Origin of the sequence: Cohnella rhizoplanae, assembly GCF_948329515.1 — a bacterium.
In the GTDB taxonomy this organism is placed as follows: domain Bacteria; phylum Bacillota; class Bacilli; order Paenibacillales; family Paenibacillaceae; genus Cohnella; species Cohnella rhizoplanae.
In genome coordinates this window covers 605,930-618,787 of the sequence record NZ_CAOJCN010000002.1, presented here as the reverse complement: position 1 = coordinate 618,787, position 12,858 = coordinate 605,930, and the positions used below count along the sequence as shown (strand labels likewise).

Below are 12,858 nucleotides of genomic sequence, written 5' to 3'. Positions count from 1 at the left end.
CCTCCCCTCCCGCCCGAATGGAACTATACGGTCCTCTTCATGCCCGCCAGCGCCCGGTCCGCGGCGTCGAGCGTCCGATCGACGTCCCCTTCGCCATGCGCGGCCGAGATATACCACAGTCCGCTGGGCCTGAGGAGCACGCCCTCGGCCAGCATCCGCGCGGCGAAGTCGCCGTAGGCGCGCGCATCGCGAAGCTGGAACGTATCGAAGTCGGACACCTCGTCCGCCTCGACGAACATCAAATGAAACACGGGACCGAGCTGATTGACGACGCCCCGGACGCCGTGGCGCACGAGCAGCCCGCGGATGCCCTCCGCGAGCCGGATCATCAGCGCTTCCATTCGGGCATACGCGTCGTCCCGGGACAACGCCTCGACGGTGGCGATCGCCGCCGCCATGGCCGCGCTGTTGCCGTTCAGCGTTCCGAGATGGCCGACCGTGCCGTCCTCGATCAGATCCATGATCTCGCGCCGGCCCGCGACCGCGCTGACCGCGAAGCCGCCGCCGAGCGCCTTGCCGACGACGGCCAGATCGGGCAGGATGCCGAATCTGCCGTGCGCGCCGCCCGGTCCGAGCCGGAATCCCGTGATGACCTCGTCCATGATCATGACGATGCCGAGCTCCGCCGTCAGGCTTCGCATCCGCTCCAGATACCCCGGCTTCGGCCGGATACAGCCCGAGTTGCACATCACGGGCTCCGTGATGACCGCCGCGATATCCGCGCCTTCGGCGCGAAGCAGCGATTCCAGCGCTTCTTCGTCGTTCCACGGCAGCAGGAAGATATCGCCCAGCGCGCCATCGCTCTGGCCCGCGGTGCCGGGGGGAATCCGCACGGTCGTCCGCTGCTCCGCGTGCCGCATATCCGCTGCGGGAAAGGAAGTGAAGATCGCGTCGGACCAGCCATGATAATGGCCGTGGAAGCGAACGATCCGCCGTCGTCCGGTATGGGCGCGCGCGAGCCGCAGCGCGAGCATGACCGCCTCGGTGCCCGATCCGCTGTACGCGACCTTATCCGCGCAGGGCAGCAGGTCCGCGAGCAGCCGGGCCAGCGCGATCTCCCCCTCGTGCTGCAGGCCGAACGCGGCGCCCCGCCGCATCGCGCGGTGGACGGCATCCGTCACGGCCTCCGGCGCGTGCCCCAGGATTAGCGGACCGTAGCCGAGCAGGTAATCGATATATTCGTTGCCGTCCGCGTCGCGGACGCGCGCCCCTTCGGCGCTTGCCGCGTACAGCGGCACGGGCCGCATCGAGGCCCGCAGCGAGCTGGCGACGCCGCCGGCCAATACCTCCCGCGCTTCGGCCAGCAGACTCCTGGATTTTTCGTAGCTTCGCATGTTGCCGCGCCTCCTTTTTCTGACGAATCCGTATCCTGTATCCTGTAAGCCCTATCCGTATCCGTATCAGTGCATCGCCCAGCCGCCGTCGACGTTCAGCGTCTGGCCGGTCATATGGTCGCTGTCCCCCGACGCGAGAAATAAAAAGCAGCCCGCCACGTCGCGGGGCAGCAGCCGGCCGGGAATCGCCTGCTCCCGGTCCAGGTAGGCCCGAAGCGACTCCCGCGCCGCGGGATCCGGCAGATCGGCCAGCTCCTGCTCGGTCATCACGGCGCCCGGCGACACCGCGTTCACCGCGATCCCGAACGCGCCGACCTCCCGGCTCAGCGCCCGGGTGAAGCCGATCACGCCGCCCTTGGAGGCGACGTAATGCGCGAATCCGTCCTGCCCGCGGAAAAACGTGACCGACGCGACGTTAATGATCTTGCCGTATCCGCGGCTCCGCATATGGGGAAAAGCCGCCTTGCTGGTCAGAAAGCAGGACTTGAGATTGACGGCCAGCACCCGGTCCCACTCCGCTTCGGAGATCTCATGCCACGCCCTGCGGGGGTAGATGCCGGCGTTGTTGACGACGATGTCCGCCCCGCCCCAGGTCTCGCCGATCTCGCGGAACATCGCATCCACCTGGTCCGACCTGCTGACGTCCGCATGCACGGCGATCGCCTCGCCGCCGGCCGCGCGTATACGCGCCGCGACGTCCGCGGCACGCGCCGCGTCGGACAGATAGTTGACCGCGACCTTGGCGCCCTCCGCTCCGAACGCGAGGCAGACCGCCTCGCCGATGCCCGTGGAACCGCCGGTGACGAGCGCCACCTTGTTCGCCAGCCTCATGCGCGCGCCTCCTCCTCTCTGAAGCCGTCGTCGAACGGGTACATCGGCCGCTCCAGCCTGCTGTACGGCAGACTCGTCAGATTCGCCGTGCTCGCGCCCGGCGTATCCAGAATGCAGATCGCATCGGACAGCTTCTCGTACTCGGCCCGGAATTGCGCGGCGGACTTCACCAGGACGAGGTCCGCTTCCATGGGCTCAAGCCCCATGCACCGGTACATCGCCGGGTCGCCGGTGAACACCGGATTTTCCATGACGAGGAGCGAGATACTCCCGAGCGCGACGACGGCGCAGCGGCCCATGTTCGCCTCGAGATGCGCCACATGGCCGCCGCCGAAGCGGAAGCGCCCGTCTCCCGTTCGCGCGACGACGCCTTCGATCTCGAGCGGCTGCCCGAGCGTCGTGCTGACCGAGTAGCCCACGCTGAGCCGCACTTGCGCGCCGGCTCCCGCCGCGCAGGCGATGCGCGCAGCTGGAGCGTCCACGATGGAGAGCAGGCACTTCATCTTCGGACCGTGGCCTGCGCCCAACGCCAGCAGCTCCCGCAGCACGGCGTTGCTGTCGCCGGGCGAGCCCGCTCCCGGGCTGTCGGCCGAGTCGGACACGATGACGGGCCTGCGCGCGTCCGGCCCTCCGGCAAGCGCCAGCGCCTGGGAGAGCGTGAACAAGTCGACGTCGAATCGCTTGCGCAGTCGCCATGCCAGCTCGCCGAGGCGCTTCGCCTCGGCCTCCGCCGCAGCCGCGCCCGCCGCGTCGGACACCGTCACGGCGGCGAAGCCCATCTCCCGCACGTCCAGCCACGGCTGGACCGCGAAGAGGGACGTGGCGAGCGAGACCCCGCGAGCTTCGCCGGCCGCCGCCTCCGCCCATAATTCCGCCATCGGTCCGCGGTCGGTCATCTGATTTTCCGCTGGCACGATCATCGGGATCTTCGCCAGCGAGAGCCGGGGCTCGATCTCTCCCCGGACGGCGGCGAACAGCAGCTTGGCCGCCCTGTACCCGGTGTCCGCGTAGTCGACGTGCGGGAACGTCCGGTAACCGACGAGCGCGTCGGCGCAAGCGATCATCCTCCGGGTGACGTTGGCGTGCGAATCGAGCGTGACGACGATCGGCACGTCCGGGCCCGCCCGCTCCCGGATCGCCGCCAGCACTTCGCCGTCCGCATCGTCCTCGTCCTCGGCGACCCACGCGCCGTGCAGCGCGAACAGAATGCCGTCGCATGGCAGCGCGCGGTCCATCTCGGCGAGGAGCCTCGCCTTCAGCTCGTCCAGCGAAGCTCTCCCGATCCTGCCGGAGGATACGGCCGTCGCGTAAAGCGTCGGCACAAGCTCGACGCCCGCCTCCGCGGCCGCCGAGCGGAAACCGGTCCACTCATTCTCGATGCCGAGCATAGCGCTAGGCGCCTCGCCGACGACGTAGCAATGACGCTCGAAGTCTCCAAGCGCGCTCGCCGCGGCGCTGAACGTATTGCTCTCCTGCATCAGTCCGCCTACCATGATCCTCATCGCGCGTCCACCCCCGGTTCGCTGCTCGATGCCCCTTCGAGCGCGGGCCTCGCGAGCCGCGCGTATTGACCGAGCGCGCCGGCGTGCCGGATCGCTGGGGGCGCCCATGAAGCGCGCCGTTCGTTCAGCGCGGCGTCTACGTCCGCTTCGGCGCGGCGTTCGCCCCCGAAGCCGATCACGTCGAGCCGGCGCGCGGGAATGTCGATGCGTACGATGTCCCTGTCGCGGACGAGCGCGATCGGACCGCCGTCCAGCGCCTCCGGACAGAGATAGCCGACGCATGGCCCGCGCGTCGCGCCGGAGAAGCGGCCGTCCGTCACGAGCGCGGTCGTCTTCGACAGCAGCGGGTCCGAGGCCAGCAGCTCGGACATGTAGAACATCTCCGGCATGCCGACTGCCCGCGGGCCTTGATAGCGGATGACGACGACGTCGCCGGGAACGATCGCGCCGGCGAGCAGCGCGTCCACGGCGTCGGTCTCGCGCTCGTACACTTTGGCCGGCCCCTCGTGGACGAGCATCTCCTTGACGACCGCCGACTTCTTGACGATCGCGCCCTCCGGCGCCAGATTGCCCCGGAGCAGCGCGGTCGAGCCTTCTTCCTTCAGCGGCTTGCCGATCGGATAGATGACATCGCGCTTGCCCAGCTTGTAGTTCGCGAGGAACATCTCGGCGAACCGCGGCATCTCGCTCGCCGCGACCTGCTCGAGATTGTCGCCGACGGTTCTTCCGGAGACGGTCAGGCAGTCCAGGTGCAGGCTTCCCTTCAGCTCCTTCATGACCGCCGGCACTCCGCCCGCGTACCAGAACAGCTCCGTCGGATACTTGCCCGCCGTCTTCGTATCGACGAGCACCGGAATCTCGCGGTGGATCTCGTCGAACAGGCCGGCGTCGATGGCGATGCCGGCCTCCCGGGCGATCGCGATCAGATGCATGACCGCGTTCAGGGAACCGCCGATCGCCGAGTGGATCATGACGGCGTTCTCGAACGCTTTGCGCGTCAGAATGCGGGACGGCCGGATGTCGTCCCGCAGCAGGCTCATGACCTGCTGGCCCGCCGCCCGCGCCATGCGCCGGATCTCGGCGTTCGTCGCCGGGATCAGCGCGGACCAGGGCAGCGCCAGTCCGAGCGCTTCGGCCATGACCTGCATCGTGGCGGCGGTGCCCATGTATTGGCAGGCGCCGCAGGTCGGACAGCAGGCGCGCTGGAAGGCGAGGAATTCCTCCTTCGACATTTTCGCTTCCTTGACCTCGACGCTCATATGCCACAGCTCTTCGTTCGACTTCATGCAAGGACCGGCGCCCATCGCGCCGCCCGGCACGTGGATCGCCGGAACGTCCATTCTGGCGATCGCCATTAGATGGGCGGGTACCGCCTTGTCCCCGGCCGAACTCAACACCATCGCGTCGAACGGCGTCGCCCGCGCATGGATCTCCACCATCGAGGCGATCGCATCCCGGGAGGCCAGCGAATACCGCATGCCCGCATGCGCTTGCGCGATACCGTCGCAGATGTCCGTCGTCGTGTAGACGGCCGGCTTGCCTCCGCTCTGCAGGACGCCCTTCTCCATCTCCGCGACCAGCTCGCCCAGATGGTAGGAGCTCGGATGGCTCGAGCCCTCCGTGCTCTCGACGAGCACCTGCGCCTTGTCCAGGTCCGCCACCGACCAGTCCATCGACATCCGCAGCGCGTCTCCCTCGAAGCTCATTTGCCTGACCTTCTGGCTTTGCAGCCGCTCCGTGTTTTCCATGATGCTCTTCTCCTTCCGCGACCTTTCTGTTTACCGCTCTACCGCTCTAATGATCTGCCGCATACCGAATCCGGAACGTCTCGAACGACAGCGGCCGCGGGACGCTGTCGCCGCGCATCGCCAAGCTAAGCCCCGAGCCTGAGACATGGGGCGACACGCCATACGCCGCGTCCGTCCATTCGCCGTCCCGCGCGAGGCGCTGCGCCGACACGATCCGCCTGCCTTCCGGCAGACGCAGGATCATGCGCGGAAATGCTTCAAGTCCGAAGTTGCACAGGCCCAGCACCGCTTCGCCGTCCCCCTCCCACCAGACCGGATAGTGGTTGAGCGTGCCTTCCACCATCGGGGGGAGCTTGCTATCCGCGACGTGGCATAGCGCCTCCTGCATCAGCCACTGCCGGCCCAGCTCCCGCATCGGCTCGCCCGCGTGCAGCATGACCGCCAGCCGGTACGGCCGATCCGTCACGACGACGCCTGCGGATAGGCGGTCGCCTGCGGCATCCAGCAGCAGCGACCAATCTTCCGCGCCTGCCGCCGCTTCCAGCGAATAGCCGTCCAGATACGACACATGCCAGCGCACCGCGAGATTCTTGCCTTGCAGCCAGTGGGGCGCCCGCTCGCATACGACCCGCTCGGTCTGGATCTTGCCGAGCTGCGGCCCGCGTACTACGCCGATGGGACATTCCGCCAACAATCCCCGTTCCCGCAAGATCCAGTAAGCCTCCGCGTCCAGCATCGCTCCCCGCGCCAGCAGCGCTTCGGCTTCCGTGTCGGAATACAGGTTCGCCGTCGTGCCGATCAGCAGCGGCGGCGAAGCGTCCGATGGCGACTGCGGGATGCCGAGGCGCGCCAGATTCACGTTCCACCGGGAGGCGTAACCCTCCGGCGTGAGCGCCCGCACCTCCGCTAGGTGCAGGTGGTACGGGAAGGATGCGCCCCTTCGGACCTTTCCTGCCAGAGCAGCAGCGACCGCCCGCAAATAAGGCTTGGCCTCCCGCAGCATCGGCAGAACGTTGCCTGACGGATCGTGATTGCCCAAATAGAAGTCGTGGATGCTGAAAGTTAGATGTCCGCTTGCGGAAATGGCATTCAGGTACATTTCCATACGCAGCATGGTCGCCGACTTGTAGCCCGCGGGGAACGGATAGTTCTCGATCTCGCCGCACAGCCTCGCGGGGACGCCGATCATGGCGGGCAGCGGATCGACCGCGTTCACGATCTTGTCGAGCAGGTCGAGCGGCCGTTCGTCGTGATAGAAGCCGCCGCCCGTCCGCACCCACGGGTCCGGCAGCGCCGGCGTGCGAAGCGCGTCGATCTCCGCGTCCAGCCGCCGCCCGCCGAGCCCGTTCATGAATGGCGGGACGACCATCAGTCCCATTCCGGCCGCCGGGTCGGCGGCGGCGACCGCGTCCCGCAGCTTTGCGGCCAGTCCCGCGAGCGAATCGCCCTGCAGCATGAACCAGCGCGCGCGCAGCTCGCGGTCGGGATCGTCCGTCCGAAGAAGCCGCTCGTAAAGCGCCTCGCGGGTCCATGCCTCGTCGTGCCTGTCCGCGAATGCGCCGATATGCAGCGGGCAGAAGCACTGCAGCGTCTCCGTGCCGTCGCGCCCGTACAGGCGGAAGTCGTCGTCGATCCACAGACTGTCCGCGCCGGCCAGGGCATGCAGCCGGAAAGCCTCCGCGAGATACGCCGCGAACGATTCGTCCAGCGGGCAATAGCAGCCCATCGGCTCGTGCCCCAGACCGTCGACGATCGGCTGGAACCGGTCCATGCCCGCCGCCGGCTTCGCTTCGCCGTGTCCGAGCGTCACAAAATAATTCAGCATCGGCGACATGCCTCGCGCGCGGATGTCCGCCATGCGCCGGGCGAGGAACGGGACGCGCTCCCGGATCGTCTCGAGCTGCGGGTGCGGCGGCATCTCCCCGGTCGCGTTGAAGCACATGACGGCGTCGAAGGCCCCGGCCTCCGCGAAATCGAGCGTACGCGCCCATTCCGCTTCATCCCCTTCGGACAAGCCGACCACTCTCAGAATGTACGATACGGGCGTACTGTATATAGATGACGTTTGCATGCCGGTTCTCCTTCGCCCTGGTTATTCTTTGACGCTGCCCATCACGATGCCGGTCACGAAAAACCGCTGCAGGAAAGGATACACGAGCAGGATCGGCAGCGCCCCGAGGAACAGCTGGGCGGCCTTCGCGGTGCGATCCGACACGTTCGCCAGATCCTCCATCTGCTCCGCGGTCAGTGTCGTCAGATTCATCTGCGTCATGATCGTCTGCAGATAGGTCGAGAGCGGATAATGCTCGGGCTTGTTCATGAGGATCAGACCGTCGAACCAGGAATTCCAGTGCGTCACGATCGTGAGCAGCATGATCGTCGCCATCGCCGGCATCGACAGCGGCACGAAGATGCGGATCAGCGTCGTCCAATGGCCCGCGCCGTCGATAAAAGCCGATTCCTCCAGTTCCCTCGGCAGCTTGCGGAAGAAGTTGAGCAGCAAGATGATGTTGAAGACGGGGACGGCGCCAGGAAGGATCAGCGCCCAGATCGTATCGTTGATGCCCGTCCATTGGATCGTGACATACCAGGGAATGAGGCCGCCCGAGAACAGGATGGTGAACACGAACACCCAGGCATAGAAGGTGCGCGGCTTGAACTGCGTCGACTCCTTGGACAGCGGGTAAGCGGTGAGAATCGACAGGAACATGTTGACGGCCGTTCCCAGGGCGACCCGCTCCAGCGTCACGAGGAAGGCTTGACTGAACGCCGGCTTTTCCAAAATGTATTCGTAGGACTTCGTCGTGAAGCCGACCGGCCACAGCGTGACCAGTCCTCCGGCCGCCGCGCTGCTCGAGCTGAACGACATCGCGAGCACGTATACGAGCGGCAGCACGCAGCTGACCGCGAGCAGGCACAAGAAGGCATAGTTCGCGACGAGAAACGCTTTTCTGCTGGGGGCTATTCGCTGCATTCGCATCCCTTCCTCCGCACTAGAAGATTCTGTAGTTGGCCATCCGGTAAGAGACGATATAGGAGACCGATATTAATAAAAAGGATACGACGGACTTGAACAGGCCGACGGCGGTCGCGACGCCGTATTGGGCGTTCTGGAGACCCGTCCGGAAGACGAGCGTGTCGATAATGTCGCCGCTGTCGTAGACGGAAGGGCTGTAGAGGATAAATATTTGATCGAATCCGGCATTGAGCACGTTGCCGAGACTCAGTGTCGTCATGAGCAGGATAATCGGAACCATCCCCGGGAGCGTGACGTGAAGGGTCTGCTTCCAGCGCCCGGCCCCGTCGATGACCGCCGCTTCGTACAGCGACGGGCTGATGCTCGTCAGGATGGCGAGGTAGACGATCGTGTTGAAGCCGAATTCCTTCCAGACGTGGGACATGACCATCGTATAGGGGAACCAGTCGTTGCTGCCGAGGAAGTAGACGGGCTCGAAGCCGATCCAGCCGAGCATTTGATTGACGATGCCTTGGGACGGAGACAGGATATCGATCAGGATGCCGCCCAGGATGACCCAGGACATGAAATAGGGCAGGTAGATCAGCGTCTGCACGCCGCGCTTGAACCATAGCTTGCGCACCTCGTTCAGCAGCAGCGCGACGAAGATGGGGAAAAACTCGCCGACGACGATCTTGAGCGAGGCGATAAGCAGCGTGTTCCGCAGCACTTGGAGCGTATCCGGCATGTCCAGCAGATAGCGGAAGTTCTCGAGTCCGATCCACTCGGAGCCGAACAGGCCCTTGCCCGGCAGAAAGTTCTGAAAACCGATAACGATGCCGGCCATCGGAACGTAACTGTAGACGAGTACGAGCGCCAGCGCGGGAAAGATCATGATATGCAAGGGGAGATTCCGCCAAGTTTTGAGAAATGCCATCCTCCGTTACCTTCCTCTCCCTGTAAAATGAGAATAAGAAAGGGAAAGCAAGTGGTATTGCTTTCCCCCGATGCTTAGTGCGAAAATTCGGCGCGGCTTATTTCCCTTGCTTGGCGTACCATTCGTTCACTTCCCGCGTCATCTGCTCGCCGCCGAGCTTGTTGAAGTCGGTCACGTACTTGTCGAAGGCGTCGATCGGCGCTTCGCCCATGATGATCTTCGTGAACGCTTCGAGCTGCAGCTTGTTCAGCGCGGCCGTCTTCTCGGTCATGGCCGGCGTAGGCGCTCCGAAGAAGGCGTCGTACTGGATGCGTTTGTCCGTCAGGTATTGGTCGATGATGGAATAAGAGCTTCCCGGTCCGAAGACCAGATAATTGCCCCACGATACGTTGTCGCCGTTGAGGTACTTGAGAATATGGTCGTAGCCGGCCTTATCGCTGGGCGACAGTCCGCTCGGGTCCTTAGCCGAGATCGCCGCGGACAGCTTCTTGTAGGCGTTCAGATTCTGGTGCGGATCGCTGCCGGCCGTCACCGCGTACTTGAAGAAAGCGATGCCGTCCTTGCTTGAGTAGAGCTGCTGATTGTTCGCGACCTCGTCGCTCTTGTAGATGTTCGCGAGCTTCACGAGCGCTTCCGGATGCTTGAACCCCTTTTTCACGACGAAGTACTGCTTGATCGGAAACAGCGACTGCGTCTTGGCGGGCTCGGCGTCGACGCTCGGCAGCGGGTACGCCTTCCACTCCATGCCGGGGTCGAGGTTCTTGCCGTCCTGCATCGGCCACAGCGGCGTCCAAGGCTGGCCATAATACAAGCCGAGCTTGCCGGCGATGAGCGATTCTGCGACCTTGGCGCTATCCTTGATGCCGAACTCCTTGTCGATCAAGCCCGCCTTGTACATCTCCTGCAGCTTGGCGAGCGCCGCCTTCATCTGCGGTTGGACGTTGCCGCTGACCAGCTTGCCCGACGCGTCCGGCACCCACATGTTGGGGTAGGCGTGGAAGCCGTTAAAGAAGCCTTCCAGCCCGGGGAAGCCGTCCCAGAGCAGCTTGTCGACGCCGAGTCCGTACGTGTCCGCCTTGCCGTTGCCGTCCGGGTCCTGCTTCGCGAAGGCTTCGGAGATCGCGTACACGTCGTCCATCGTCTTGGGCTCCGGCAGCTTCAGCTTCTCGAGCCAGTCCGTGCGGACCCATAGCATCGAGGTGCTGTCGATCTCGGAGGATATGTTCGGAATCGCCATCAACTTGCCGTCGAACGTCGCCGCCCGGAGTGCGTTGCCGCCGTCCGCGTAGTACAGCTCTTTGGTCGTGGGCGTCAGGTATTTATCGAACACGGGCGTCAGATCCTCGATCTGGCCCGCTTCGGCCAGCTTGGCCAGCGTCTGGGCGTTGACCATGAACGAATCCGGGATGTTGTTCGAAGCGACCGCGACGTTTAGCTTCTGGAAGTATTGATCCTCCGTGCCCGCGACCGTCCAGTCGAATTTGACCTTAATGCCGAGCTTCTCCTCATACAGCTTCGTCCAGGCGTTGTTCTCGATCGACTCGCCTTCCTTGAACTTCATCGACTGGTCGATCAGCTTGCCGAAGCTCATCTCGATAGGCGGATCGTACTTGCCGAGCGGGTCGACCGCTTCTTCGGCCGAGGCGGACGCGCTGCCTGCGGCCGGAGCCGTTGCTGAAGGCGATGCCGCGGCGGACGATTCGCCCGCGTCTTTTTGTTCGTTTCCCGAGCAAGCCGTTGCCAGCAGCGCCAGCGTCAACGCCGCGATCCACGTCTTCGTTATCCTCGATTGCATGCAACCGTCCCCCTGCACATGTTTGTTAATGGGCTACGCTTTAAGTATGATGCGGACGTAAACTTCGCTCAATTGGACGATTTGTATTTTTACTGACCTATTTATCCGACTTTGCGGATTCGCGGAATTCCTGGGGGGTCAGACCGGTCGATTTTTTGAAGAAACGGTGGAAATACGCATTGGATTCGAAACCGACGCGGGCCGCGATCTCGATGACCTTGAGATTGGTGTCCAGCAGCAGCTGCTTGGCGCGGTCCAGCCGAATAGCCACGATGGTGTCGGTCAGATTATCGCCGGTCAGCTGCTTGAACAGGCGCGACAGGTAATACGGGTTCATCGACAGCCACTCTCCGATCCGCGTGAGCGACAGGTCTCCCGCCAGATTGTCCGCGATGAATTGATGGACCCGCTGCACGAGGCGATGCTGATGCCGCCGGGCATCCGATAGGCCGAATTCGAAGTTGAGCTCCGCCAGCTCGCGGAAGTAAGCGATCGCGGCTTCCCACGATCCATGGGTTTCGTAGCCGCCCAGCTTCGACAAGTCCAACTTGGCTTCGATCGCCGGATAAGCGCCGATTTTGGCCATATGGGCCATGAACAGCGCGGCCAGCCGATGGTAGGCGATCATTCGCGTCGTAGGCGTCTGTGCCTCGGCCTCGGAAGCGAGCGCCTCCAGGTTGGCGATAAATTCGGCTTTTTGTCCATTCTCAAGACTCTCCTCGAGCTGGCCCGCGCGGCGGACGGCGCGGACGACGCCCGCGCGGCGACGGTCCGCGTCCGGCTCCAGCGGCGAGACGTCTTCGGTGAGCAGCGCCTCCTGTCCCAGGTAGGCGCCGCTGCCGAGCAACTGCTGCAGCCGTCCGAATTTCCCCGCCGCCTCGGACCAGGGCACCGCCCGCTTCGCTAGCGCGAACGACATGCGCAGGCCGAAATGCTGCCGGACGTTCTCCTGAACGGACTCCAGCGTCCCCTCGGCGAACCGGACCAGTCGCTGCTCCTCCCGCGGCTCCTGCGGGATCCCGTCGTCTTCGCCGGGCAACGGCTGGACGAACCAGACCAGCTTACCCCGTTCGTACGGAAAAGAGACGAGCCGGGCCGAAGAACCGAGCAGCTCCGCAGCGATCTGCCGGACGGCTTGGAGCAGCAGCGCGCGATTCGATACGCCGCCGCTCGGCCACTCGTCGGCCTTGCCGACGATCAGCAGCACCGGCTGCTCCGGGCTCAGCGGAATGCGCAGCTCGCCGAACTGCGCCTTGAGATCGTCCGGCTCTCGAAGCTCGCCGAGCAGCACTTCCGTCAGCAGCTCCTTTTGCAGCGCCGGCACGGCTTTTTCCAGCTGTTCCTCCGCCCGCTCCAGCAATCCCGCGCGCTCGAACTCCCGGTTCAGCAGATCCGCCGCCCGGCGGACGGACCCCAAGATAACCTCGTCCCCCTCCGCCTTCAGGATGTAGTCCACGGCCTGGTGGCGCAGCGCTTCCTTGACGTACGAAAAATCGCTGAACCCGGTCAGAAAGATCACCCGGCAGTTCGGCCACAGCGCCATGATCCGCTTCTGCAGCGCGATCCCGTCCATCCCGGGCATCGAGATGTCCGAGAGCACGATATCGATCTTCGTCCGCCCGAGCCAGTCGAGCGCCTGCTCCGCGGAGGTCGCCTTGTACACTTCAAGCTCCAGATCCTCCGCGCGCTGAATGAGGCCGACCAGCCCTTGCACGATGTATTCCTCGTCGTCGACGATCAAGATTCGTTGCATGC

At 64.6% G+C, this 12,858-nt stretch carries 9 protein-coding genes; all 9 read right to left on the bottom strand.

Annotated features, from left to right (window positions below):
• Positions 1-23: 23 nt before the first annotated feature.
• Positions 24-1,334 carry an aspartate aminotransferase family protein gene (locus PQG80_RS06840; protein WP_271750486.1) on the bottom strand — a complete coding sequence of 437 codons (1,311 nt, stop codon included), beginning with the start codon at positions 1,332-1,334 and terminating at the stop codon, positions 24-26.
• 66 nt (positions 1,335-1,400) lie between these two features.
• Complete coding sequence (locus tag PQG80_RS06835; RefSeq protein WP_271750485.1) at positions 1,401-2,165, bottom strand: SDR family NAD(P)-dependent oxidoreductase; 765 nt, start codon at positions 2,163-2,165, stop codon at positions 1,401-1,403.
• Complete coding sequence (locus tag PQG80_RS06830) at positions 2,162-3,667, bottom strand: M81 family metallopeptidase (protein ID WP_271750483.1); 1,506 nt, start codon at positions 3,665-3,667, stop codon at positions 2,162-2,164. Before PQG80_RS06830 ends, PQG80_RS06835 begins: the two co-directional genes overlap by 4 nt.
• Entirely contained in the window at positions 3,664-5,415 is a 1,752-nt protein-coding gene (gene ilvD / locus PQG80_RS06825; protein ID WP_271750482.1) for a dihydroxy-acid dehydratase, read from the bottom strand. The genes PQG80_RS06830 and ilvD overlap by 4 nt, the downstream gene beginning before the upstream one ends.
• A gap of 46 nt (positions 5,416-5,461) precedes the next feature.
• On the bottom strand, positions 5,462-7,486 hold the full coding sequence (locus PQG80_RS06820) for a hypothetical protein (RefSeq protein ID WP_271750481.1): 2,025 nt from the start codon (positions 7,484-7,486) through the stop codon (positions 5,462-5,464).
• A gap of 21 nt (positions 7,487-7,507) precedes the next feature.
• On the bottom strand, positions 7,508-8,389 hold the full coding sequence (locus tag PQG80_RS06815; protein WP_271750480.1) for a carbohydrate ABC transporter permease: 882 nt from the start codon (positions 8,387-8,389) through the stop codon (positions 7,508-7,510).
• A gap of 19 nt (positions 8,390-8,408) precedes the next feature.
• Complete coding sequence (locus PQG80_RS06810; protein WP_271750479.1) at positions 8,409-9,308, bottom strand: ABC transporter permease; 900 nt, start codon at positions 9,306-9,308, stop codon at positions 8,409-8,411.
• 97 nt (positions 9,309-9,405) lie between these two features.
• Positions 9,406-11,103 (bottom strand): extracellular solute-binding protein, encoded by a 1,698-nt coding sequence (locus tag PQG80_RS06805; protein WP_271750478.1) that lies wholly within the window; start codon positions 11,101-11,103, stop codon positions 9,406-9,408.
• Between the two features lie 97 nt (positions 11,104-11,200).
• Complete coding sequence (locus tag PQG80_RS06800; protein ID WP_271750477.1) at positions 11,201-12,856, bottom strand: response regulator; 1,656 nt, start codon at positions 12,854-12,856, stop codon at positions 11,201-11,203.
• Positions 12,857-12,858 lie beyond the last annotated feature (2 nt).

Coding starts and splice junctions, on each gene's coding strand:
- PQG80_RS06840 (WP_271750486.1), bottom strand. CDS start 1,334: ATGCGAAGCTACGAAAAATCCAGGAGTCTGCTGGCCGAAGCGCGGGAG.
- PQG80_RS06835 (WP_271750485.1), bottom strand. CDS start 2,165: ATGAGGCTGGCGAACAAGGTGGCGCTCGTCACCGGCGGTTCCACGGGC.
- PQG80_RS06830 (WP_271750483.1), bottom strand. CDS start 3,667: ATGAGGATCATGGTAGGCGGACTGATGCAGGAGAGCAATACGTTCAGC.
- ilvD (WP_271750482.1), bottom strand. CDS start 5,415: ATGGAAAACACGGAGCGGCTGCAAAGCCAGAAGGTCAGGCAAATGAGC.
- PQG80_RS06820 (WP_271750481.1), bottom strand. CDS start 7,486: ATGCAAACGTCATCTATATACAGTACGCCCGTATCGTACATTCTGAGA.
- PQG80_RS06815 (WP_271750480.1), bottom strand. CDS start 8,389: ATGCAGCGAATAGCCCCCAGCAGAAAAGCGTTTCTCGTCGCGAACTAT.
- PQG80_RS06810 (WP_271750479.1), bottom strand. CDS start 9,308: ATGGCATTTCTCAAAACTTGGCGGAATCTCCCCTTGCATATCATGATC.
- PQG80_RS06805 (WP_271750478.1), bottom strand. CDS start 11,103: ATGCAATCGAGGATAACGAAGACGTGGATCGCGGCGTTGACGCTGGCG.
- PQG80_RS06800 (WP_271750477.1), bottom strand. CDS start 12,856: ATGCAACGAATCTTGATCGTCGACGACGAGGAATACATCGTGCAAGGG.